Source organism: Paenibacillus sp. P36, assembly GCF_045866505.1.
Classification (GTDB): Bacteria; Bacillota; Bacilli; order Paenibacillales; family NBRC-103111; genus Paenibacillus_E; species Paenibacillus_E chondroitinus.
On record NZ_AP038372.1, the window covers coordinates 4,201,605 to 4,223,440 of the forward strand.

At 43.5% G+C, this 21,836-nt stretch carries 24 protein-coding genes; 15 read left to right on the top strand and 9 right to left on the bottom strand.

The window, feature by feature from the left end; all coding sequences use genetic code 11:
• Nucleotides 1–10: 10 nt before the first annotated feature.
• From ACKTT9_RS18800 to ACKTT9_RS18810, 3 genes are all read right to left on the bottom strand, one after another.
• On the bottom strand, nt 11–826 hold the full coding sequence (locus ACKTT9_RS18800) for an ABC transporter permease (protein WP_407873069.1): 816 nt from the start codon (nt 824–826) through the stop codon (nt 11–13).
• A gap of 2 nt (nt 827–828) precedes the next feature.
• A complete protein-coding gene (locus tag ACKTT9_RS18805) occupies nt 829–1,842 on the bottom strand; it encodes an ATP-binding cassette domain-containing protein (RefSeq protein ID WP_407872795.1) in 1,014 nt (337 codons plus the stop codon).
• An 87-nt stretch (nt 1,843–1,929) separates the two neighbouring features.
• Nucleotides 1,930–2,622 (bottom strand): diphthine--ammonia ligase, encoded by a 693-nt coding sequence (locus tag ACKTT9_RS18810; protein WP_407872796.1) that lies wholly within the window; start codon nt 2,620–2,622, stop codon nt 1,930–1,932.
• A 210-nt stretch (nt 2,623–2,832) separates the two neighbouring features.
• Between ACKTT9_RS18810 and ACKTT9_RS18815 the strand changes: the two genes are divergently transcribed.
• Together ACKTT9_RS18815 and ACKTT9_RS18820 are read left to right on the top strand one after the other, a co-directional pair.
• Nucleotides 2,833–3,288, top strand: coding sequence for a DinB family protein (locus ACKTT9_RS18815; RefSeq protein WP_407872797.1), 456 nt, complete (start codon nt 2,833–2,835; stop codon nt 3,286–3,288).
• 150 nt (nt 3,289–3,438) lie between these two features.
• Nucleotides 3,439–3,867, top strand: a complete 429-nt coding sequence (locus ACKTT9_RS18820) for an HIT family protein (RefSeq protein ID WP_407872798.1) — start codon at nt 3,439–3,441, stop codon at nt 3,865–3,867.
• Nucleotides 3,868–3,937: 70 nt separating this feature from the next.
• On the opposite strand, the gene ACKTT9_RS18825 is transcribed toward ACKTT9_RS18820, so the two are convergent.
• Nucleotides 3,938–4,729 carry an SDR family oxidoreductase gene (locus ACKTT9_RS18825; protein WP_407872799.1) on the bottom strand — a complete coding sequence of 264 codons (792 nt, stop codon included), beginning with the start codon at nt 4,727–4,729 and terminating at the stop codon, nt 3,938–3,940.
• 209 nt (nt 4,730–4,938) lie between these two features.
• Here ACKTT9_RS18825 and ACKTT9_RS18830 point away from each other — a divergent pair, with 209 nt between their 5' ends.
• Nucleotides 4,939–5,832, top strand: coding sequence for a LysR family transcriptional regulator (locus ACKTT9_RS18830; RefSeq protein WP_407872800.1), 894 nt, complete (start codon nt 4,939–4,941; stop codon nt 5,830–5,832).
• 1 nt (nt 5,833) lies between these two features.
• Complete coding sequence (locus tag ACKTT9_RS18835) at nt 5,834–6,595, top strand: spermidine synthase (RefSeq protein ID WP_407872801.1); 762 nt, start codon at nt 5,834–5,836, stop codon at nt 6,593–6,595.
• On the opposite strand, the gene ACKTT9_RS18840 is transcribed toward ACKTT9_RS18835, so the two are convergent.
• Nucleotides 6,558–7,406 (bottom strand): nicotianamine synthase family protein, encoded by an 849-nt coding sequence (locus tag ACKTT9_RS18840; RefSeq protein WP_407872802.1) that lies wholly within the window; start codon nt 7,404–7,406, stop codon nt 6,558–6,560. The two genes, ACKTT9_RS18835 and ACKTT9_RS18840, sit on opposite strands and share 38 nt — an antisense overlap.
• A 119-nt stretch (nt 7,407–7,525) precedes the next feature.
• Between ACKTT9_RS18840 and ACKTT9_RS18845 the strand changes: the two genes are divergently transcribed.
• Entirely contained in the window at nt 7,526–8,110 is a 585-nt protein-coding gene (locus ACKTT9_RS18845) for a GNAT family N-acetyltransferase (protein ID WP_407872803.1), read from the top strand.
• 54 nt (nt 8,111–8,164) lie between these two features.
• Here ACKTT9_RS18845 and ACKTT9_RS18850 read toward each other — a convergent pair whose 3' ends face one another.
• From ACKTT9_RS18850 to ACKTT9_RS18865, 4 genes are all read right to left on the bottom strand, one after another.
• Nucleotides 8,165–9,250 (bottom strand): Ger(x)C family spore germination protein, encoded by a 1,086-nt coding sequence (locus ACKTT9_RS18850; RefSeq protein WP_407872804.1) that lies wholly within the window; start codon nt 9,248–9,250, stop codon nt 8,165–8,167.
• The gene (locus tag ACKTT9_RS18855; protein ID WP_407872805.1) at nt 9,237–10,316 is read right to left on the bottom strand and encodes a GerAB/ArcD/ProY family transporter; all 1,080 of its coding nucleotides are present in this window, start codon (nt 10,314–10,316) and stop codon (nt 9,237–9,239) included. The genes ACKTT9_RS18850 and ACKTT9_RS18855 overlap by 14 nt, the downstream gene beginning before the upstream one ends.
• Nucleotides 10,309–11,643: a spore germination protein gene (locus ACKTT9_RS18860; protein WP_407872806.1), complete on the bottom strand. Its 1,335-nt coding sequence runs from the start codon at nt 11,641–11,643 to the stop codon at nt 10,309–10,311. The genes ACKTT9_RS18855 and ACKTT9_RS18860 overlap by 8 nt, the downstream gene beginning before the upstream one ends.
• A gap of 148 nt (nt 11,644–11,791) precedes the next feature.
• Complete coding sequence (locus tag ACKTT9_RS18865) at nt 11,792–12,217, bottom strand: SRPBCC family protein (RefSeq protein ID WP_157326230.1); 426 nt, start codon at nt 12,215–12,217, stop codon at nt 11,792–11,794.
• A gap of 227 nt (nt 12,218–12,444) precedes the next feature.
• Here ACKTT9_RS18865 and larA point away from each other — a divergent pair, with 227 nt between their 5' ends.
• The 10 genes from larA (at nt 12,445) to ACKTT9_RS18915 (ending at nt 21,816) form a co-directional block, all read left to right on the top strand.
• Entirely contained in the window at nt 12,445–13,710 is a 1,266-nt protein-coding gene (gene larA, locus ACKTT9_RS18870; RefSeq protein WP_407872807.1) for a nickel-dependent lactate racemase, read from the top strand.
• Nucleotides 13,711–13,866: 156 nt separating this feature from the next.
• Nucleotides 13,867–14,328: a MarR family winged helix-turn-helix transcriptional regulator gene (locus ACKTT9_RS18875; protein ID WP_407872808.1), complete on the top strand. Its 462-nt coding sequence runs from the start codon at nt 13,867–13,869 to the stop codon at nt 14,326–14,328.
• Between the two features lie 43 nt (nt 14,329–14,371).
• Nucleotides 14,372–14,743, top strand: a complete 372-nt coding sequence (locus ACKTT9_RS18880) for a VOC family protein (RefSeq protein WP_407872809.1) — start codon at nt 14,372–14,374, stop codon at nt 14,741–14,743.
• Nucleotides 14,744–14,756: 13 nt separating this feature from the next.
• Entirely contained in the window at nt 14,757–15,200 is a 444-nt protein-coding gene (locus tag ACKTT9_RS18885; RefSeq protein WP_407872810.1) for a GyrI-like domain-containing protein, read from the top strand.
• Nucleotides 15,201–15,221: 21 nt separating this feature from the next.
• Entirely contained in the window at nt 15,222–16,529 is a 1,308-nt protein-coding gene (locus ACKTT9_RS18890; RefSeq protein WP_407872811.1) for an ankyrin repeat domain-containing protein, read from the top strand.
• A gap of 133 nt (nt 16,530–16,662) precedes the next feature.
• Complete coding sequence (locus tag ACKTT9_RS18895) at nt 16,663–17,241, top strand: TetR/AcrR family transcriptional regulator (RefSeq protein WP_407872812.1); 579 nt, start codon at nt 16,663–16,665, stop codon at nt 17,239–17,241.
• 77 nt (nt 17,242–17,318) lie between these two features.
• Nucleotides 17,319–18,140 (top strand): SDR family NAD(P)-dependent oxidoreductase, encoded by an 822-nt coding sequence (locus ACKTT9_RS18900; protein ID WP_407872813.1) that lies wholly within the window; start codon nt 17,319–17,321, stop codon nt 18,138–18,140.
• 127 nt (nt 18,141–18,267) lie between these two features.
• On the top strand, nt 18,268–18,474 hold the full coding sequence (locus tag ACKTT9_RS18905; protein ID WP_407872814.1) for a hypothetical protein: 207 nt from the start codon (nt 18,268–18,270) through the stop codon (nt 18,472–18,474).
• Nucleotides 18,475–19,049: 575 nt separating this feature from the next.
• A complete protein-coding gene (locus ACKTT9_RS18910; RefSeq protein WP_407872815.1) occupies nt 19,050–19,955 on the top strand; it encodes a helix-turn-helix transcriptional regulator in 906 nt (301 codons plus the stop codon).
• Nucleotides 19,956–20,382: 427 nt separating this feature from the next.
• A complete protein-coding gene (locus ACKTT9_RS18915) occupies nt 20,383–21,816 on the top strand; it encodes a DHA2 family efflux MFS transporter permease subunit (RefSeq protein WP_407873070.1) in 1,434 nt (477 codons plus the stop codon).
• Nucleotides 21,817–21,836: the final 20 nt, after the last annotated feature.

A 21,836-nucleotide genomic window follows, 5' to 3' on the forward strand; every position in this document is an offset into this window, starting at 1 on the left:
GTATTATCTTTTAAGTCCTGCGCATATAGGCAATTACTGTGATAGGTGCAAAGATGGCCACAATGACAATCGCTCCGAAAAGCGAGATGGTGAGATCCCAGCCGACAGTACCCGTGTTGGCAAGTTCTCTTACGGCGGAGACGAGGTGAGAGATCGGATTGATTTTAACAAACCATTGAAGCCAGCCTGGCATGGTATCCACAGGCACGAAGGCATTGGATAGAAACGTAAGAGGGAAGAGTACAAGCATCGATATCCCTTGAACGCTTGAGGCTGTTCGGGCAATCACACCGAAGAAGGCAAAGATCCAGCTGATAGCCCAAGAGCAGAAGATGACAAGAAGCGCAGCGATCGCCACATGTCCCAAACCACCCTCAGGACGATAACCCATGATAAAACCCATGGAAAAGGTGAGAACAGTAGCAATGGTATACCGGATCGTGTCAGCCAAAAGCGCTCCTGCCAAAGGCGCAATCCTCGCGATAGGCAGTGACTTGAATCGGTCGAATACGCCTTTATCCATATCTTCCCGCAGTTGGACACCTGTAACGATGGAGGTCGTGATAACGGTCTGTACGAGGATGCCAGGAATAATGACGGGCAAATAGCTCACAACGTCGCCCGAGATGGCGCCGCCGAAGATGTAAGTGAACATGAGTGTGAAAATAATGGGCTGCAGTGTGACATCGAACAATTGTTCAGGCGTGCGCCGAATTTTCAGAAGTCCTCGATAAGCCATCGTTAACGAGTTGCGCACCGATTGGCTGAAGCTTGTATGGTTCCTCAATTTACGCTCAGCAGGCGGTAGAATGGAAGTGCTTTTCATACTCATACTCTAACCTCCTGTCTGCTGTTCGACTCATCGGATTGCTGGGAAGTCTCCCTAACACCTTGACCTGTAATGGTTAAAAATACTTCATCAAGGGTCGGCTTCTGCACACTCATCTCCGCCAAATGAATGCCGGCTTCTCGCAAGGCAATAAGCAGGTCCGTGACAAGATCCGCATTGGTCATGGGTGCTGTAATTTTTCCAGACGTGACAGTCGGGCGTACCTTGAGCACTTGCTCGATGATCCGGCAGGCAGCCTCAATATCTTGTGGATGACTGACGATTAATTGCAGAGAGGAGGTGCCTACGGAGGCTTTCAATTCATCCACAGTTCCTTCAGCGACTACACGCCCGCGATCGATAACCGCTACTCGGTCCGCGAGTTGATCGGCTTCTTCGAGGTACTGTGTGGTTAAAAGGATGGTAGAACCTGTGTTCACCAACCGGCGGATCGTGTCCCACATTTGTGAACGCGTGCGGGGATCCAGACCTGTCGTAGGTTCATCCAGGAAAATAAGAGGGGGCTGTGCGATAAGGCTCGCCGCCAGATCCAGTCGGCGGCGCATACCGCCGGAGAAGTTTTTCAATGGCCGTTTCGCGGCTTCGGTCAAGCCAAATTCCTCAAGCAACTCCCCTGTTTTGTTCCTAGCCTCTGCACGGCTTAGACCAAGAAGCCGGGAGAAGATCATCAGGTTTTCTGTCGCGCTAAGCGACTCATCAACCGATGCGTATTGGCCGGTCACTCCAATTAGTTGGCGCACAATCTGCGACTCTTTCACAACATCATGGCCGAAAATTTTCGCCGACCCGCCGTCGGGCCGAAGTAACGTTGCCAGCATGTTAATGGTGGTCGTCTTGCCGGCGCCATTAGGACCAAGTACGCCATAGATGGTACCCGCTGGAACGCTTAAATTCACGCCGTCGACCGCACGATTTTGGCCAAAAGCTTTGAAGAGCCCGCGTGCCTCGACTGCCAGAACTTCAGAATTACGCTCACTGAATGTCAGTTCCAATGCAATTCCTCCTACATAATGAATTACTGTGGATTATAACTTGCATTTATAAACTGTATATAAACGGAAATTCATGGGAAGTCACTATTAGACATGGTCTAGCGTCAACGGCAAAAAGGCATATTCGCCGTGCGTGACAATCTCCCCTTTGTGAACGCTTATGCGATGTTTGAAAAGGGGACCATCAATAACCGTGGTATGGAATTCTCCACCCTCGCCACAAGGATCAATTCCACGGGCTACAAGCTCCTCCACAAAAGCTAGGGTTAACGTTCGACCAAGATCATCTTCCCGCATTCCTAGTGCTAAATTAACGGTAACTACGATTGAAACAAAACCTAAGCGAATGAATTCCTCAACGGTTTCACGGTGATCCATTTCCCATAGCGGCATACCCAATTTTAATCCGGCAATGCTCGAGACTTTATCCTGCCAACAACCATGAGCCGTCAACTCGAGATCTCCCGTGACTAACACCTCCGCACCTTGCTTTTTAGCATCTTCTAAAAGGTGGATAAACACTTCTTCGTAATCATCCCAACTTGCCGGTGCCGTATAGACAGGCAAACCAATGGATTCGGCTTGGGCACGTATAAGATCGGGTGGTGTCCCGTGTGATCGGGAACGTTTTCCTTCCTCCTCCAGCATAACGATCAGGCCAAGAGCTTTTCCTACTTTCATTGCTTTATAAAGCGCAAGGACACTATCTTTTCCTCCGCTAAAAGAGGCGATAAATGATTGTCCGTTAGCGCCATTTTTCCAGTCTGCGACTGCTGTCATTCCTTACATCCCCTTTTGTACACCTAAGTTATTATTGCCTAATTCTATCACGAGTTGCTCAAAAAGAATGCCAGTAATAGAACTAACAATTATTATATTTTGATATCGGGAAATGAGATATTCAGTATCAGCAATATGTATTATGCAAGATAGGAGAGGGTGTTGTATATTTCTTGAGAATGATTATTCTAACTTAGGAGAGTTGAGCAAATGAGAAACGATTTTATTTTCCATATTTTAGATAAACATCTCGAACAATTTATTGAATTGGTTGAAAGTTGCCCAGAAGACAAACGTAAGGTTGTTCCAGAAGGTTTTGTCAACAGTATACATTGGCACCTAGGACATGTACTCACGGTTACTGAATTTCATGTTTTCGGTCTTTCCGAGCAGCGACTCGTCCTTCCAGCCAAATATCAAGAATTATTCGCCTACGGCTCAAGACAATCCCATTGGCAAGAAGAACCGCCAGCATGGGACATATTAATCGCTCAGTTGAAAGAACAGCGTAATCAGATTCATGAGTTGTTGAAGGATAAGTTGGAAGAACCTGTGAAAGAAAATTTTTTGAAAGGTGAAAATTATGGAGAGTTGATTGTTTCAACGGTGCTGCATTTAGTTAATCATCTTGGCATTGTATGGGCTATGCTAAAAGTACTGAAATAATCGTTGAATTCCATAAAACAACGCTAGAAGGCAGCCTTTCCATGTGGATTGGTTGTCTTTTTCCATTGGAAGGCAGGATAGCACGGAAGCAGTGAAGAATTTTATATGAAAAATTTGGCCTAAGGCAGTTTCAGGAGGGAATGAAAATCAATGAATCATGATTTAGAGTGTTTAGGCTGTAGATTAGCACTGGGTCTTGAGCCAACTCATGTCGTATACGAGGATGAACACGTGACGTGCATCTTAGTGATTGACCCATGCAGTGAGGGACATAGCATAATTTTGCCTAAAAAACATTATGCGGACGTTGACGATTTGGATGTAGAAACAGCCCTGTCTGTGATGAAGGCCTCAGCTAAACTATCGAAAGGATTAAAAACGTTATTCCACCCGGATGGAATCAGCATGATGCAAAATGGGGGGAAGTTTAGCGATTTAGGGCACTTTCACATGCACATCTGGGCTAGATATGAGAATGATGGGTTCTCATGGATTGACCCGTTGGATGTTGGCGCAAGGGAACGATTTACGGAGACAAGGGAGATACTCGCAAGCGCGATTGCCGACTTAGAAAAGTGATAGCAAAGAGCTCTAAGGAATTTCAACTCCCTAGAGCTCTTTCATTTCTTCAGCGATGTTGAACGGAAAATCAAATGGTTGACAACGTCCCGCCGTCAATCACATATTCGCTTCCTGTAATGGAAGCAGCGCGGTCAGACACCAGGAAGGCGGCAAGTTCAGCCACTTCCTCCGGCAAGCCCGGTCGCCCGATCGGAATGCCTCCGAGGGAATTCATCAGTTCTTCCAGAGCGGCTTCGCGGCTTCCAGCTGCAGTAGCGATACGGTCAATCATACGATCCGCCGCTTCTGTTTGGATGAAGCCTGGCGCTATCGTATTTACGCGAATCCCTTTCGGGGAAAATTCCTTGGACAGGCCCTTGCTGTAAGTGGTAAGGGCCGCTTTGGATGCAGCGTAAGCCAAAGTTGTTTCGTACAGCGGCATTTTTCGCTGAATGGAGCTTACGTGAATAATGGCACCTTTGCCTTGCTCGACCATTAGCGGCAGCAAGCCTCTGTCCAAGCGTACGGAACCCAGAAGGTTCATATTCAGAGTTTCCATCCAGTCTTCCTCCGTCAATGCCAAAGCACCGCCAGGAGGAGTGGAAGCACCGCCTACCGTATTAATCAAAATGTCGATACCGCCGAGTTTCTCATAGACGGCCTGAATGATGACCGCGGTACCTTCCGGCTTCGTAATGTCAGCTTGAACAAAGTGGACGTTTGGAATCTCGTTATCCGTTGGAATCTGGCGGGCGGTTGTGAGCACGGTAGCACCGGCTGCCGCAAGCCTATTCACGATCGCTAGGCCCATTCCTTTTGTTCCACCTGTTACTAATGCGCGTTTTCCTTGAAATTCATGCTCATATGAAGACAGTTTCATTATAATTATCCTCCTGTGTGTTAAGATCTGATGGTGTGAGTCTTGGTCACAGGTATAAGCTTACGTCCAAATAAATCATAAGTCTAATTCATATTAATTATAAATTACATTATTATTTTTCATACAAATTCTTCAACCTTGCTTCAATCATTAGCAGTATGTATGATAACAACAGGAATGATAACTATTATGCATTTAGGAGAGGCGATATGGAGCTTACTCAATTAGAATATTTCCTGGAAGTTGCCAGGATCGAACATCTGACGAAAGCCGCGGAAGCTTTATCCGTCACACAACCTGCACTTAGTCATTCGATCTCAAAGCTTGAAGCTGAGCTAGGCGTACCTTTGTTTGAGCGGAAGGGCAGAAACCTGCAAATTAACCGTTACGGAACCATGTTCGCGAAGCGAGTTGAGAAGATTTTGCAAGAGGTAGAGCGAGGAAAACAGGAGATCGAAGAATGTTCCAATCCTGAGTCGGGGATCATCTATCTTTCTTATTTAAATATATTAGGTGTAGGTTTAATTCCTCAATTGATACGTGAATACCAGAAAGCTAACCCGAAAATCACCTTCGAGTTGACACAGGGAGATAAGGGAGCGATTCTGGAGCAGGTCGAGAAGGGCTTCTCCGATGTAATGATCACCTCGGAAAGACCCGTCAACGAAGCCTATGAATGGGTGCCAATCCTTTCGCTGCCGTTGTATTTGGTGGTCTCTTACGATCATCGTTTTGCGGGCAGGGAATCCATCAGCTTAAAAGAAATTACAGGGGAGCCGTTCGTGGGCTTGAAGCATAACTGCTCTTTAAGAGATTCGCTTCTCACCCGTGTCCATCATATGAATTTCACCCTCGCGTCCACCTACGATGCGGAGGATCTTCCAACGGTGGCCGGTTTCGTAGCGGCAGGTCTTGGCGTTTCTGTGCTGCCCAAAACATCTGGTTTGCACCTGGAAGGTCTACAATGGATACACATCCAAGAGGAAGGTTGGCTATGGGAAGTTGGACTGCATATTAAAAAAGACCGGTTTCTGTCCCCGGCCACGCAGAAATTCGTTAGCTTTCTGAAAGAAAAAGCAGACCACCCAGAAAGGAATCGATAACTTGGAGTTACTTTTCAAAACCTCTAGCCCTAATCATGAGATTTCCGTTTACGACACTACTGAGCTGTATGGTGAAAAGGGAAGGTTTCGTGTCTTGGAGTTTTCTAATAGCGCCATCCAAGGTGCGATGGATTTGAATGATCCGGCACATATCTTATTTGAATATCCACGAGCTATGATTCATCTAATTGAATACAACATCCCGTCTATCGAGAAAATGTTTATTATCGGACATGGGATTGGGACGATAGCCGGCTATTTTTCTGAAGAGCAATGCAAGGTAGTAGAAATAGATCAGACCGTGGTGGAGTTGAGTAGAAAGTTTTTTGGATACAGGAAGGATAATGTCAGAATAGGTGATGGCCGTCAAATCCTTACGAATGAAAAGCAGCATGTTTATGATACAATTGTCTTGGATGCTTTTACTGAAAAAGGAACGCCTACGCATTTGATTTCGAAGCCATTTTTTGAAATTTGCAAAGAAAAGCTTGATCCTTCTGGACTGATCGTCATGAATCTGTTTGGTAAAGGCGACAATGACCAACTCGTGAACGCTATTCATTCTACGCTAAGTGAGGAATTTGCTTATATACAAGCATTTCTTCTACCTTCAGAAGGCACAGCAGATATTCAAAATTTCTTGCTTGCAGGAAGTCAAGAGCCAATTGGGTTCCAAGCTCGCCATATGGCAGGCTTTGCGCAGATAGAACTGGGTCAAGGGTATATCATTCGGGACAAAGTCGATAGAAGCGAGCTGAATTGATTACTCGATTTGCGATCGGAGATGTCCGGCCAAGTAATCGCCATCCAGCCGCGGCGATAGCTTCCTCGTTAATTGCTTCATACATGAGCTGACGGATGCCTTCCGCTGTCCGTATAACGACCAATGCATTTGGATTCGTCCGGCGGATTTGCTCAAGTGTTTTATCTTTCTGCGTAACAAGGCTTGCAATAAAAACATGCTGGTAAGAAGCATAATCGAACTCCGCACCATCGCCTTGCACGACTTGCACGTTATCGCTTAAATGAATGCGTTCCATCAGGGAACGTGCAGCCTCGCAAGCATCCGGATCCATATCTACACAAGTGACGCTCACATTCCATCTAAGATGAAGCAGTATCGCACTCAACGGCAAAGGCCCGCTTCCGACAAAAACAATAGGCGCAGAAAGCTCCTCGGACCGAATGATCCTGCGGAGCTGTTTCAGTTCCTCGCCAACAAGACTGTCATAATTTCCCCAGTTTTTATATTGGAATAAGCTCGCTAATCCGAATTCGGGCTGATCGTAGAGGTGGCGGGAGTCGAACAACTCCATGCCGTACTCGGCTTCGGACAGCTTGGCAAGCAGCCCTTTTTGGCGTGTGGCGACTTCAACATTCTCCATCACATACTTGACTTCTTCTGGAGTGTATACTTGCCTAAGTGCCTCTGTGAAAATAGAAATCGGTTTCGTGATCGAGGAATTTGAAGGGGTCAGATCCGACTCCCGTTGAAGGACATCATAGGTTTCTTTTACAAGAGCTATCAAATCTGATATCCGCTTAGACGGCTCTGTCGTAGAACAATATTCCATAAGCGTTTACCTCCTGTCCATTTCCGTACAATTGCTTGAACCCAATATATTCGATAAACTCATTATTTAGAAATGAATTTCTGCTTTTAGACCGACCATTCCTATAGGAGGTAATTGCGATGAGTATTCAAGCATCCAGCCCAATTTTATTCACGATACCAGAGAGCTTTGAGAGTGAACGTTTGCTAATAAGAGCTCCCTTATGGGGAGATGGCGCGATGGTTAACGAAGCGATTAGAGAAAGTATGGATGAATTGCGTCCCTGGATGCCGTGGGCTAGACAAATTCCCACCGTTGAAGAGTCCGAGATAAACATCCGACGTGCCAGGCTGGAATTTTTAGATCGGACTGATCTGAGATTACTTCTATTTCTGAAGGAAACGGGGCAGCTCATTGGCAGTAGCGGCTTACACCGCATTGATTGGGAAGCGCGCAAATTTGAAATTGGTTATTGGTTGCGTACACCTTTTAGTCATAAAGGTTATATGACGGAAGCCGTAGCCGCCATCACGAATTATGCCATACATGAGTTGCACGCTAATCGTATTGAAATTCGATGTGACGGACGTAATACTGGAAGTTCACGTGTTGCTGAACGTCAGGGATATACGTTGGAAGGAATTCTTCGACAAGAGAAGTGTGCGCAAGATGGTACTTTGAGAGATACAATGGTTTTTGCAAAAGTTCGCGGTGTTGAGTTTTAGTTCATCTCAGAAAAAGAAAAAGGAATCTGAGGTCATCCACAGGTTCCTTTTTTGTCATTTCGTTAAATTTGAACGCATTTTAATTAAACCTTCATTTTGGATATCTGTATGAAATTGAAGATCCATTTTCAGCTGAGGGTAGTATTCGGTTCGCCAATTCTGCAAATCTTTTCTTGGAATGATAGTACGGAAACGCTGCCCAATTCCTAGAATGTCAGCTTCACTTTTTTGGATTTTTGAAAATAGCATTTGAAATCTTTCTGTAATTAGCTTTTCTAATTCTTGTATAATGAGCATTTGGCTTGGATTTCCTTTTGTCTCCAGGACGACAACTTTCAATTTGATTTGTGTATGCATATAAGGTTTATTGTCAACAAGCTCGCTATTATATTTCATAGAATTACTAACAATTAAGACACTCGCATGATCCATGACCTCGATTTTTCCTTGTGTGCTTTCCTTGTTGAAGGCATTATACAGAAGAGTTTCGTCGGATGTGATCTGTTCAACCATCTTCCCATTTTTAATAACAGATGAGCCTATATAGTCACATGGGGAGGATTGACCTGATTTAATAATAGGGATCGCAATATCATTGGTGTACGAATATATACTACGATAAATTTGCCAGATTTGTGCTCGAGCAATCTGTGGGTTCCAACCCGCATTTTTTTCGAAAAAGTCGTAAACAAACGCTTGTTTGGGGACTGTTGTTTTCTTTTCATTGGCTAAATACTTTTCAATCTCTTCATCGCAGATAACAACGTACGCTTTAAGCGAAATTTCCCCGTTTCTCATGAAACCAGCGATAATATCTTTCAACCCTTGCTGTGCAAGTTTTTTTTCAATTAGAATGACTTTAATATGGAATAAATCGATTTGTTTTTCTTTATTCATACTGATTTTATCTACCGCTTGGCTGATTGTTTTACCAGTTTCACTGATTAAATTCAGTTTTATCATATTCTGATCCAACTCAGGGTCTTGCAGGATGACTTTGTACTCATCATTTTGCTTGCTTATAGCCATAACCAGTGGTAAAGTACGATGATTTATGTCCTTATTATCCCAACAGCCGCTCAACGTAATTACCATACCTAGAAGTACAATAACTTGCAACGAAGACTTAATTGAGTTCATGCCCCACCTTCCTTTTAAAACGAAGCCCCAGAAAATAAATAGACAACGGAATGGAAACTAAAACAAAAAATCTTAAAGGAGTGTTCCATAGAAATAGATTGCCGACGCTATTCCAATCCGGAATCAATAAACAGGAAACAAAGATAACAACCGAGATCGCGAGCAGTAGATAAAACGGCTTAATGATTGGTAAACACTTGCTTATAATGCGATTGGCCTGCCATAACGTTATGGAAATGAATAGCATGCTGAAAGTAATCAATGTAAGCAAGAAAAACATGGTCACTCTGTCAAACATGAACCAAGAAATATTAATGGTCTCCACAACAACGACAAAAGGAAAATGAAGAGTTACTGCTGTTGCCTCCCCGAAGGTGAGAATAGGAATATAGACGGAGAAGATAAAGAAGGGAATAAGAAAAAGGGATGCGAGAAGAATTTTTTTTCTTTGATATGTAATAACAGGCTGAATGAAGCCCAGAAACAAGAAGCCACCTGCGAAGGCAAAAAAGCTTTTAAAATAAGAGGGTTTCGTCAGGAACGAGAAGTCTTGTTCGAAAAGGGGAAAGGAGTAGTACCAATTAATGTTCTGAAACGAAGTGAAACTAATCATAGAAATTAGAGGCAGAAAAATAATAGCCAATAGTACCCCAGTGCGAAAAATGGCTTCAATCCCTTTAGCTGCAAGATACGTTGACACAAAAAGTAATAACATCATGATTGACCATAATGGGGTATTGGATAAAAAAACGATACAAATGATTTCAGAGTAAGCGCGAACGGCCAGAATGGCGATGATGAAAAAATAAAGTGTAACCGGCAGAAGAAAAATGATAGCAGCTGCTTTTCCCGCATGGAGGTAAATCCGAATAATGTCCCACTTCGGGTAGAAGCTTAGACCCTTCATATAGATGGAAATAACAACAAAATGAACAATAATTCCTATTACAATAGGGATCCAATGTGCGGAGTCTGTACTTCCAATAATATCTTCCGGATATAGGAAAAAAATAAGCCCCAAATGAGTAAGAAGGTACATAAGCATGACGGAAATGCTTTTATCCATGATTGCTCCGATCCTTTGCCACATTGATTTGAATATAGGGAACTCCAAAAGTATTTAGACTTGCCAAGTAGGCGCATACCAGGACTAAACCCGCCAAAATACCCAGCACTCCGTACATGGCAGCTAAAACCACAATTAAATATTTAAATAAACGGATGGAGAGCGAATTTTGAAATCCAACCACCGTTGAATTCGCAATTGTCGTGGCGGCCAGGATAATCAGGATGAGGTTACTCACTAATTTGGCAGCAACGATAGCTTGACCCAATATAATCCCGCCTACCATGGTAATTGTGGGCCCGATACTTTTGGGTAATCTGACACTGGCTTCCACAATTAATTCTAGAATAACTAGGATCAGCAGGATTTCTACAAGGGCAGGGTAGGGCACACTATCACGGCTTTGAGAGACCGCTAACGCAAGTTCTATTCTCAACACCTCGGGATTAACGGCTACGAGGGCTACATATAAAGCAGGAACAATTAACGTCATCAAAACGCCAATGATTCGTAAAAATCGGACTGACAGCATTAAAGGAAGCGGATAATTGCGATCGTTTTCCATTGCAAACATATCCCATAACAAACTAGGCAGAATAAGTGCTAAAGGTAATCTATCTACAAATAGTATGACTTTCCCCATACGCAAGCATTGAGCGGCCTCCAGAGGAAGTTCTGTCGTTTTAAATTTAGAGAAGGATTCCCAGGCGGAAAATCCCATCGTTTTTGATAAGTTTTGTAAATTGTGAACTTCCTTATCCAGGTTCATTTCGAGTTGACGAACAATATTATTCACCAACTCCATTTGCACATAGTTCTCACAATACAGAAGCGAAATCTTTTTTTTCTCATCCTTGCCAACATAAACCGATTTGACAAAAAGTTGATCTGTGCTTACTTGTTTCCTGACAATACCAATGTTTTGTTCAATGTCTTCGACAAAGGAACTAAGCGGCCCCTGAAGGACGTTTTCATTCGTAGGAGGTTCAGTAAACCGATTGAGCAATTTGGGTATCGGCTGCGACACAACAAATTTGTTGTATTTAGCGAAAAATAGGATTAATTTTCCCTGCAAAATAGATGAGGTGAGAACATTAATATCACTCTCTTTGACTTCCCCGAACAAGCTTAATAATTCTTCCTCTGTTATATTTGCAGAAATTGCCTTTTCTATGTACATATGCATAGCTTCTCGAGACTCAGTCAAGTCGACCAATGTGTTGAAGCCCATTAAGATAACAGAGATATTCATAAAATAATCCTGTTGAAGAAAGAAATCATCGTTATTCAGAAACTTAGCTGTAATTTCTTTTATTAATGGATTCATTTCCTGAGTCCCCTTTATCTTTCAAAACTTTTTGTTATAATTTCCCACCGGCAAGTAATATATGCAAAGTTAATCAGCAAATGAAATGACAAAAAACCTCCCGGAAGTAAGGGAGGTTTTCATTCATATCAAATCATATGGCCAAATCTTATTTGGCAGTTTCGCTATATTTTTTAAAGTTGTCTAGAAACGCTTGCCAGCCAGCTCTTTGCATTTCAACAGGATTTGCGCTTTCAGCATCAAATGATTCAATTACCTTTGTATCGTTATCTTGACGAATAAATGAGATCTCAACTTTTCTTCCATCGCCCATGGTGTAAGAAATGAATTCATGCGTTCTCACTTCATCATAAACGCCGCCTAAGTCAAATCCAAAGCTTCCATCCTTGGCTTCGAGTCTTGTAACGAATGTTCCGCCAACCCTTAAATCATTTTCGGCTCTTGGCGCGTGCCAGTCATCAGAGGCGAAAGACCATTGTGTAATATGTTCTGGTTGTGTCCAAAATGCCCACACTTGTTCAACTGGTGCATGTACTGTAGTTTCAACCGTTACTGTCTGTTTAGCTGTTTCCATAACGATTACCGCCTCACTCTAAGTATTTTGATGAACAATGGTAATTATACCATTAAATAACGGTTAGCCATAATGTTAAAGTTGTCCCGTAGGTGTCAAGGTTATTCCTGTAAAAATGGAGAAGTCTATTACTAGTTGTCTATGTTATAATTTTACTATTAAACGCTTTCACAACTCTTGTAAACAATATTACGACTCAAATTCATGTTCACAATGGAGGGAAAGATATGCAGACGACCCTGTTGTACGGTAAAGGAACTTTAACTGTTGATGTGCCAGACCATTCCAAGATTATCGAGCCTTATCATATGGATGGATTGCAAGATGAGAAACTAGCCGTTCGGGAAGCTCTTAGACATCCGATTGGATTGCCGCCTTTGGCTGAGTTGGTCAAATCTACAGACAAGGTTGCCATTGTCATTAGTGATATTACACGTCCAACACCTAACGAGAAGTTGGTCCCGTGGATTCTTGAAGAACTGGCTCACGTGCCTAAAGAAAATGTTGTCATCATTAACGGTACGGGAACGCATCGCGATCAAACCGAGGAAGAACTGATTCAAATGTTGGGCAAGTCGGTTGTCGACAGTGTCCGTGTGATTAATCACCATTGCCACAACAACGATGAACTTGTGAAGGTGGGGCATAGCCAGTTCGGGTGCGATGTCTATCTCAATAAAGAGTATGTAGAGGCCGATTTCAGAATTGTTACAGGTTTTATTGAGCCTCACTTTTTTGCAGGTTTTTCCGGAGGACCGAAAGGGATCATGCCTGGTATTGCTGGAATTGAGACCATTTTGACCTTTCATAACGCCCGAATGATCGGAGACCCTTTGGCAACGTGGGGGAATATGGTAAATAATCCGTTGCAGGATATGACCCGTGAAGTCAATCGGATGTGCAAGCCCCATTTTATGCTCAATGTGACTCTGAATAAATCGAAGGAAATCACGCAAGTTTTTGCTGGTGAGTTGTTTGAAGCCCATGACCAAGGGTGTGCTTTCACCAAACAGCATGCCATGATCCCGGTTGAGGGACGGTTTGATGTTGTCATTACTTCCAATTCAGGCTACCCGTTAGACCAGAATCTGTATCAGGCAGTCAAAGGGATGAGCGCGGCCCATAAGATTGTTAAAGAGGGTGGAACCATCATCTGTGCCTCAGAATGCTCGGATGGGATTCCGAACCACGGCAATTATGCAGAAATTTTACAGATGCGTAAAACGCCACATGAAATTCTCGACATGATTAACGACGGAAGCTTTCAAAAGTTCGATCAATGGCAAGTACAAAAACAAGCCGTTATTCAGGTCTGGGCCGACGTTTATTTGTACTCTTCATTAGCCGACGAAGACGTTGAAAAAGCGATGTTAAAAACTTCTCATGATATTCAAGTTACATTGGAGCAATTGAAAGAGAAGTATGGTGAGAAGATGACGGTAGCCGTTTTGCCTTTGGGACCTTTAACCATTCCATATGTGAATGAGGAGTAAGATTCAATAAAAGCTTGATGTTCGTTGCGTTTTGACCTGTAAAATGGTTGATCTACACGGGCGTCAAGCCTATATGTTTAAAATTAGTTGCAATAACATCCTATATGCCATATAATGAAATTAGTTGCAATAACATCCTATTTAAGGAGGGGTAAATTGAACGATCATTGGAAGCCTGCTAACGAGGACAGCACGGAATCACACGGGCAATATATCTCTGCCATCTATCGACACATGCAAATCCTGATCTCATCTGAGCTGCAACCTTATCGCATTGGAAGCGGTCAGTATATCTTCCTCATGTCAATAGCTTTTCATCAACCCATTACACAGAAAGCGCTAAGCGAGAGGCTGCTCATTGACAAGACGACTACAGCTAAAGCGATTGCGAAGCTGGAAGCAGAAGGATATGTTCGGAGGGAAGCCGATCCCACGGACAATCGCTATCAACTACTCTATCTGACAGAGTCAGGTCGTGAGGTGGTGCCTAAAGTACAAGAAGCATTGAGCCGCGTCAAGAGTAAAACCCGAAAAGGTATTTCGGATGATGAGTATGACTTGTTGAACGACCTATTGAAGACTGTCCTTCATAATCTGAGTGAACAAGAAGACGTGTAGAGGCAAGTGCTTTATATGAAGTATAAATTTAAGGAGGATGTACATGATGATTGCGATCCCTTTTATCGTAGTGGAGAACTGTAAAGACGAAATTAATTACTACCAAAGTATTTTTGGTGGTGAGATTGTTATTCTGCGCAAGCAAGGTGAAGTGGTGTTAAACGCGGACCTTCAAGTTGGGACGGCAACACTTAAATTTGCCGATGTTCAAGCGGCGAAACCGGCGTTGAAAGGTGACTATGTGAGAGTTTTCCTGAAAATCGATTCGGAAGAATCGTTCCGTGCGATTTACGGAGCATTGTCAACCGGCGGGACAATCCTTACCGAAGTATACGAGGCTCCATTTAACGGTCTGCTGGCGATAGTGACTGACCGGAACGGCGTGTGCTGGGTGCTGTCCTTTTATCGAGAGTAGAAGGGAGATCCTAATGGAACCAGTCATTTTCAATCAAAGAAAAATGGTTACATTGTTCGGCTTTTCTAAAACGCATGATCAACAAAAAAGGTACAGTGATACGATTTTCGAATTGCTGGATAAAGTTTGGAAGGAAGTACGGGAGAAGGGGCTTTCTCATAAGGGAACGAACCACGTAGTTTATGAAAATGGCCACCATATATTTGCCGGTATTGAATTGGTTCTTCCTCCGAATGAAGATTCATTACTGGAGATGAAGGATGTTATTTTAGAAAAATATGCCTATTGCAAACACATCGGACCCTATAGCGAGCTAGATAAAACTTATGAAAGCATTCGTGCAAAAGTGAAAGCTTCAGATGAATATCATGAGCTTCCGTTAATGGAAGTGTATGGACATTGGAATGAGGATGAAACCAAACTGGAAACGGAGATTTTCTATAATCTCAAATCTTAGTAGAAGAGGAAGGATGCTTACGTGACGGAATCGTTTAATGATTTTCTTTCTAAGGATGATCTGGACCCGAAGGTTATTCAACAATTCAAACAGGCGGTTGATCGCAATGAGCCGGAAGCTGTAAGACAAATCCTGCAAAGCCATCCATCGCTTGTTTCACGGATAGACGAACCAAGCTTTGCCTTTGATACACCAGCAATTGTGATCGCTTCATACAGAGGTAATCGTCAGATGGTTGATGTGCTGCTTCAATTCGGAGCGGATATCAATACCAAAAGTAGTTGGTGGGCTGGCGGATTCGGTGTTCTGCATCACGATCATCATAACTTGTCCCGTTACCTGATTGAACGAGGAGCTCGTGTCGATCCGCACGCTGCTGCAGCATTGGGGATGATAGACGTTTTGCAAAAGATGGTGGAAGAGGATGCAGAGGTTGTCAATCAGCGTGGTCCAGATGGGCAGGTTCCTCTGCATTATGCCGTCTCATCTGACGTCATCGATTTCCTGCTGGATCACGGCGCTGACATCGATATGCGGGATATTGACCACAATAGTACGCCAGCTCAATATGCGGTTAATAAACCTGACAAATGCAAACATTTGATTAAACGTGGTGCTCAGACGGATATCTTTATGGCCGTTCAGTTGGGAGACCTTGAACTTGTTCGCAGGATTCTTAACGAGAATCCCAATGCCCTTGAAGCTCAGGTGGGAAAAAGGGAGTTTACCTCCGGTGAATCGAACGGTGGGCACATTTACGAGTACATGATCGGCACTGGAGCGAGACCGTTTTTCCTTGCGGCGCACCTGGGACATGAAGCCATTACGGAGTTGATGCTGCCGTACAGTTCAGTTGAGCAGAGATTGCTGCTCGCTTGTATGCGGGCGGATACCGAAACCGTCCATGCCATGTTAAGGGAGCATCGGAATATCATCCAATCCTTGGATTGGGAATACCAGAGTATGATTACGAATGCAGCATGGGATCATCGGATAGCGGCTGTGCAACTCATGTTGGATGTTGGTTTTCAGCCAGATGCGCGGCGAAATGAGCATTCGATGACGGCCCTTCATCATGCGGCGATCCGGGGTGACAACGAAATTGTCCAATTGCTGCTCGGACGTGGAGCATCCATCGATATTCGTAATGAATATGGGGGGACCCCGCTCAATAGCTGTATGTGGGGCTCTATGCACAATCAGGACCCTCAAGGAGACTATGCCGCGGTAGCCGAGAGCCTCATTGCAGCAGGCGTAACGCTTCCGGAGAAGGCCACGGGCAGTGAGCTTGTGAAGTCTGTTCTAATGCGGCACGGAGTACCGGCATGAAAATCAGAGGTTATTCCATTTTGTTGGAATAGCCTTTTTTATATCGCGCAATATGAGAACGTTCGGTAAAAATAATTCTTTACCGAACGTTCTCAATGTGTTATAACTATATTCAGAAGGGAGGTGATGTGAAATGCCTCGAGTCAAGGAATTTGATGTCGATGTGGCGTTGCTGAAGGCTGTGAGGTTATTTTGGGAACAAGGCTATGAGAAAACATCGATTAATGATCTGGTTGATCATTTAGGTATTCATCGCAGAAGCTTATACGATACATTCGGTGACAAGCATCAACTGTTTCTAAAAGCCATAGAACGCTACAATGAGTACTTGAACGGGCAATTTCAATCAGGCATCACCCGCGCCGACAGTGCTAAGCAAGCTATTCGTTTTTTGTTTGACTTCATGATTGAAGGGACCGGCGACAAGCCCCCAGGTTGCCTGCTTGTCAATATGGCTGTAGAGCTTGCCCCTTGGGATCTAGAAGTGGATGCCAAGACTGTACAAAGCTTCGATAAAGTGGAGAATCTTCTAGCTGAATTGATTCAGCGGGGACTGGAAAGTGGTGAGTTCGCTTCGACTCGTAACGCAAGTGAGCTTGCTGAAGAAATGCATAACACAATGCTAGGTTTGCGTGTACTCGCCCGAACCTCTACCAACAAAGAGAAGCTTCACCGCATAGCTGGCTCTGCTATGTCGATGTTAGATAATTAATTGGAGCCTTATTTTTTTGCAAATACTAGAATGTTCATTCTTGATTACTAAAATTGATAGACAAAAAGGAGAAATAAATGATGAGTAAAGTATGGTTTATTACAGGAACTTCAACAGGATTTGGCCGTCATTTTGTGGAGCAGCTGCTTCAAGCTGGGGATAGAGTAGTTGCGACAGCGCGCAAACTTGAAGCTATTCAGGATTTTAAAGCAATAGCACCGGATCGTGTTCATCTTGTCGCTCTGGATGTCACCAAACCGGACCAAATTCAAGCTGCTGTTCAAGAAGCTGTTACTGTATTTGGAAAAATCGATATTGTCGTGAATAATGCAGGATACGGACTGTTCGGTATGCTAGAGGAGTACACGGAAGAACAAATTCGGAAACAGTTCGACGTTAATGTATTTGGTGTATTGGATGTCATTCGTGCGACACTTCCTGTATTTAAACGTCAGGGATCCGGACATTATCTTAATTTCTCGTCTTTCTTCGGAGTTGTTTCGTTCCCGCCGTTCAGCCTATATGCCGCCTCCAAGTTTGCAGTAGAAGGTTTCTCTGAAGCATTCGCGAAAGAATTTGCAAGCTTTGGCATCAAAACGACGATTGTCGAGCCGGCTGTTTTTGCCACCGAGTTTCTCGGACACTCCCTGGAGCAGACGGAGAAAAAGCCGGAGTACATCCCGTACTACGAAGCGTATGAAAAAAACTTATCAAACATCAAAATTGGCGATCCGGCCAAAGCGGTCCAATATATTATTTCCGTCATCAATGAAGGAAATGCGCCGCTGCGGCTTCCGGTTGGATCCCAATCTGCTTATTCCATTCGTGATGCTTACAACCAACGGTTGGAAGAACTCAACGCGTGGTACGATCGGTCAGCAGAAGCAGACTCGAATTGATTTATATAGAAGAAGGCAGTTCGCTGGTTATAGCGGACTGCCTTTTTTGATTTCATGGTCTTGACCTTAACACCTATGGCAGGGTTTAAAATGAAAGTATCTTTTACATGAAGGAAGAGGTGCAATAATGGATATTACGCCGCAAGAAGAAGAGATGATAAAAGCTCTGCGCGAAGCTTCACTGCCTCCTTTGTATGTGCTTATACGAATAAGAAATGATATTTTAAATGACACTGTAAGCATTGAAGGGAGCCGAAGAAGTGACGTCAAAAAAGCCTTGGAAAAATACATCAGCCCGTTATGGGCAGACTACAATCAAGCTAGGAATGAGTAATAGGAGTAAGTTTCTCTTACCTAATTGATGAACGTAGGCGGAGTAACTGGAGTTTCTACTGTTAATAATGGCGCGGAATAAGACTTGGATGAAATAACGGGAGTTTGTACAGGTAATTCAGTCGATTCGCCTCGAGAGGCGATGTCGGGACAGATAAGAACCGAATTCGAAGGCATACGTTGTATTTTATACAACATAACAGCGAGATTTGACCGCGAAGGTGATCTTTCGTTGCACAAAATACAACTATTTGTTGCGAAAAAGCGTGATGGAAGCGTTTTAACGCGAGATTCGTTGTAAAAAGTACAATAAAAAACCGATGTGAAGCCAAATTGCAGCTAAATGATTGCACGAAGTACAACGTAGAATACGGTTACAGTTGCAAGTTGATGATGAGCGTTTGGGGTAGGTGATGAGTAATAAATGGTTTGACGGTATGAGGTTTAGAAGATGCTTCTTAGTAGCAGAGTCGAGGTCGAAGGCTAATACACTTTTTCCTTGTTCCCCTTGAACCAATTGGGCAATTATGGTGTAATAGATACAAACATATGTTCTTGAGTTTAAAGGGTGATGAGATGAAGTTAGAACGATTAATTTCGATTACGTATGCGCTTTTGAATAATGAAGTGATTTCCGCTTCAGAGCTTGCGAACAAATATCAGGTCTCTCAACGAACCATCTATCGAGATATAGAGGCAATTTGTGCGGCTGGAATCCCTGTCGTATCTTATCAGGGCGTCAATGGCGGATATGGAATTATTAAAGAGTATAAAATGGAGAAAACTTTATTGCATGACAACGACATTGAGTCATTAATCACGCTTCTTCACAGCACGGCGACGGTGTTCAAAGATGAGGGAGCGACGGAGACGATGCATAGGCTTCAAACAATTCAAAAAGATAAAATGCCTAGCTTGACCATGGATTTAGGAAGCTGGCGAGCCAACAATGAAACACTGCATACGCTTCGTGCAGCGATAACAACACGCCAAGTCATTCGATTTGAATATATGAATTCTAAGAATGAGAGAGCTCGTCGGATCGTTGAACCAGTCAGCCTGCTATTTAAATATTATTCTTGGTATTTACATGGGTATTGTAGAGTTCGCAAGGATTATCGTGTATTTAAACTTACAAGAATGATAGATTTGGTTACCTTGCCCGAAATTTATCCGTGTATCCATTCAGCCTTTCTACAAGATCTCTCTTTGGATTATCGGAAAAATGAAATCGTAGGAGCTGTTCTTCATTTCTCAGGGAAATCATTGGCAAATGCCTTGGATTGTTTCTATGCGGAAGATAAATATTTCAATGAAGATGGCACGCTTACAATTACCATTATCAATCCTTCAGAAGCAGAACGGTTAGTTGAAATGATATTAAGTTTTGGTGAAGATGTGGAGGTTCTCGAACCTCTGTCGTTAAGGCATTTACTCAAAATTAAAATTGAAAAAATGTTAAATCGATACCCACAAGTATGACAGACTGTTGTCATAGTTGATTTCGTATAATGAGCTTAAAGCGAAGGGAAGTCATCCTATTGAGGAAATGGAGGTGTGCGCCTTGCATCATGATCCTTATTTTTTAGAGGAAACGATGAATGAGCATAGACAAGAGCTTAAAGCAATTGAAAGCAATGCCTGGAAATGGAGGCCGCGAACTATGTCGAAACAAGTCAAACAATCAAATAAACTGACCATGTTGTCCGGTCTTCTAACACTAATTGGACTAAAATGATGAACGGCACCTCCCTGCGTCATTTGGAGGTGTTTTCTTTTTCTGGAAAGGAGAATATCATTTAATTTATTTTTGCACTTGTATAATTCGACAGACTGTTGTATTTTTAAGCGGACTATAAAGATAGAGAACTATTCAATTAGTTTTCAGGAGAGGGAAGTGAAGAAACAAATGAAGCAATATAATACTAAGGCTATTATGGCGTCGCTGCTGATCTGCGGTTTCGTTGGCATGTTCAGTGAGACGGCCCTCAACATAGCTATTAGTAACTTGATGGATGTGTTCCAGATTTCAGCAGCCACTGCCCAGTGGTTAACGACAGGGTTTTTGCTGACTCTGGGAATTCTGATGCCGATGACTGGTTTACTGCTGCAATGGTTTACAACAAGGCAGCTTTTCATTATGTCGCTCTCAAGCTCGATCGTTGGGACATTGATTGCTGCTCTAGCAGTCAATTTTGAAATGTTGATGGTCGCTCGTGTTCTTCAGGCAGCTGGCATGGGGTTATTGATTCCACTCATGTTTAATACAATTTTGGTCGTTTATCCCCCGGAGAAGCGCGGTGCAGCAATGGGTTTCGTTGGCCTGGTTATCATGTTCGCACCGGCAACAGGCCCAACTGTGGCGGGACTTTTAATCGAGTATTTAACTTGGCACTACATCTTCTGGTTATCCCTACCGTTTTTAATTTTTGGGCTCTTGATCGGTTTGAGAAACCTGGAAAACGTCACCGAGGTCACAAAACCGCGTATCGATCTAATTTCAATTATTTTATCATCCATAGGTTTCGGTGGCGTAGTGTTTGGTTTCAGTAAAGCAGGCGAAGGAGAAGGCGGCTGGACTAGCGCAATCGTATTAACATCGATCATAATCGGCTTAATCTCTCTTGTGTTGTTTGCGCTTCGCCAAACATCCATGCGCGAGCCAATGATGAACTTGCGCGTCTTCAAATACCCGATGTTTATTATCGGACTGCTTCTTGTGTTGTCCTGTATGATGATTATTTTATCAACTATGATTATTTTACCGATGTATTTGCAAAATGGCATGAAGTTATCCGCGTTTACGACAGGGCTCATGCTGCTTCCAGGTAGTGCTTTGAATGGTATCTTGTCTCCACGCATGGGGCGCTTATTCGATAAGTATGGACCTAAATGGCTTGTAGTTCCTGGCCTAGCTATTGTTGCTGTGATGCTATGGTTTTTCTCCAGTATCACGGTTGCTTCTTCCGTGGCGTTTATCGTCGTCTTGCATATTGGACTCATGGTTGGTATCTCTATGGTATGGATGCCGGCTCAGACGAATGGACTTAACCAACTTCCGCCGGAACTTTATCCGCACGGTACAGCGGTTATGAACACGCTGCAACAGGTTGCAGGGGCGATCGGTACAGCAATTGCAATCAGTATCCTGACTAGCGGTATGGAGAAGTATCTAGACAGCTCTTCCAAGCCGAGTGAACCCCTCGAGGCTGCAAAAGCCATGATGCTTGGTTCCCAGAACGTGTTCATTTTCGCTATGATAGTGACACTTATCGGGTTAGCCGTAGCCTTCTTCATCCGCCGTGTCATTGTAAAGCACGCGACGATGAATGCTATGCATTAAGATTAGTAAGAAGCTCGCTC

Excerpts from the sequence above, each read along its gene's own strand:
- ACKTT9_RS18885 (WP_407872810.1), top strand. The coding sequence starts at position 14,757 with ATGGAACCAGTCATTTTCAATCAAAGAAAAATGGTTACATTGTTCGGC.
- ACKTT9_RS18865 (WP_157326230.1), bottom strand. The coding sequence starts at position 12,217 with ATGGAAACAGCTAAACAGACAGTAACGGTTGAAACTACAGTACATGCA.
- ACKTT9_RS18845 (WP_407872803.1), top strand. The coding sequence starts at position 7,526 with ATGAGTATTCAAGCATCCAGCCCAATTTTATTCACGATACCAGAGAGC.
- ACKTT9_RS18830 (WP_407872800.1), top strand. The coding sequence starts at position 4,939 with ATGGAGCTTACTCAATTAGAATATTTCCTGGAAGTTGCCAGGATCGAA.
- ACKTT9_RS18815 (WP_407872797.1), top strand. The coding sequence starts at position 2,833 with ATGAGAAACGATTTTATTTTCCATATTTTAGATAAACATCTCGAACAA.
- ACKTT9_RS18880 (WP_407872809.1), top strand. The coding sequence starts at position 14,372 with ATGATGATTGCGATCCCTTTTATCGTAGTGGAGAACTGTAAAGACGAA.
- ACKTT9_RS18810 (WP_407872796.1), bottom strand. The coding sequence starts at position 2,622 with ATGACAGCAGTCGCAGACTGGAAAAATGGCGCTAACGGACAATCATTT.
- larA (WP_407872807.1), top strand. The coding sequence starts at position 12,445 with ATGCAGACGACCCTGTTGTACGGTAAAGGAACTTTAACTGTTGATGTG.
- ACKTT9_RS18905 (WP_407872814.1), top strand. The coding sequence starts at position 18,268 with ATGGATATTACGCCGCAAGAAGAAGAGATGATAAAAGCTCTGCGCGAA.
- ACKTT9_RS18840 (WP_407872802.1), bottom strand. The coding sequence starts at position 7,406 with ATGGAATATTGTTCTACGACAGAGCCGTCTAAGCGGATATCAGATTTG.
- ACKTT9_RS18915 (WP_407873070.1), top strand. The coding sequence starts at position 20,383 with ATGAAGCAATATAATACTAAGGCTATTATGGCGTCGCTGCTGATCTGC.
- ACKTT9_RS18820 (WP_407872798.1), top strand. The coding sequence starts at position 3,439 with ATGAATCATGATTTAGAGTGTTTAGGCTGTAGATTAGCACTGGGTCTT.
- ACKTT9_RS18855 (WP_407872805.1), bottom strand. The coding sequence starts at position 10,316 with ATGGATAAAAGCATTTCCGTCATGCTTATGTACCTTCTTACTCATTTG.
- ACKTT9_RS18825 (WP_407872799.1), bottom strand. The coding sequence starts at position 4,729 with ATGAAACTGTCTTCATATGAGCATGAATTTCAAGGAAAACGCGCATTA.
- ACKTT9_RS18800 (WP_407873069.1), bottom strand. The coding sequence starts at position 826 with ATGAAAAGCACTTCCATTCTACCGCCTGCTGAGCGTAAATTGAGGAAC.
- ACKTT9_RS18900 (WP_407872813.1), top strand. The coding sequence starts at position 17,319 with ATGATGAGTAAAGTATGGTTTATTACAGGAACTTCAACAGGATTTGGC.
- ACKTT9_RS18850 (WP_407872804.1), bottom strand. The coding sequence starts at position 9,250 with ATGAACTCAATTAAGTCTTCGTTGCAAGTTATTGTACTTCTAGGTATG.
- ACKTT9_RS18895 (WP_407872812.1), top strand. The coding sequence starts at position 16,663 with ATGCCTCGAGTCAAGGAATTTGATGTCGATGTGGCGTTGCTGAAGGCT.
- ACKTT9_RS18860 (WP_407872806.1), bottom strand. The coding sequence starts at position 11,643 with ATGAATCCATTAATAAAAGAAATTACAGCTAAGTTTCTGAATAACGAT.
- ACKTT9_RS18910 (WP_407872815.1), top strand. The coding sequence starts at position 19,050 with ATGAAGTTAGAACGATTAATTTCGATTACGTATGCGCTTTTGAATAAT.